Annotated in this window: 1 protein-coding gene; it reads right to left on the reverse strand. The window is 42.5% G+C overall.

All coding sequences use genetic code 11. The annotated features are described in order from the left end of the window. The coding region (gene ttcA, locus L1D47_RS20990; protein WP_239886645.1) for a tRNA 2-thiocytidine(32) synthetase TtcA at nucleotides 1–560 on the reverse strand (560 nt) is incomplete at its 3' end. Nucleotides 561–630 lie beyond the last annotated feature (70 nt).

Here is a 630-nt window from a genome sequence, read left to right on the forward strand (position 1 = left end):
ACATACGCCAACGGGCGAATCACGATATGCTCGCCATTATCGCTAACCAATTTCGGTGGCATGGCTTTTAATTTGCCACCGTAAAACATATTCAGAAACATAGTCGCCAAAATATCATCACGATGATGACCAAGCGCAATTTTGGTACAACCCAATTCTTTCGCTGTACGATACAAAATGCCGCGCCGCAAACGGCTGCACAGCGAACACGTCGTTTTGCCTTCATCTAATACGCGTTTGACGGTGGAATACGTGTCTTCTTCCACGATTTTGTACGGCATACCGATGCCATCCAAATATTCAGGTAGCACATGTTCAGGAAAACCCGGTTGTTTTTGGTCAAGATTTACGGCGACCAGCTCAAATTCAATCGGTGCAGACACTTGCAGTTGGCGCAAAATATCCAGTAGTGCGTAACTGTCTTTGCCACCTGACAAACATACCATGATTTTGTCGCCGTTTTCAATCATATTGAAATCGTTAATCGCATCGCCGACTGCGTGGCGCAAACGTTTGTTTAACTTATTGTTTTCTAATTCGGTTTTGCTTTTTTTAGACATAACAGTATTTTACTTTCTATCTAAAAGCAGCCTGAAAACGCTTTTTTTTGGTTTTCAGGCTGCTTTTTAT

This window comes from Shewanella sp. Isolate7 (genome assembly GCF_022398425.1).
Lineage (GTDB): Bacteria > Pseudomonadota > Gammaproteobacteria > Enterobacterales > Shewanellaceae > Shewanella.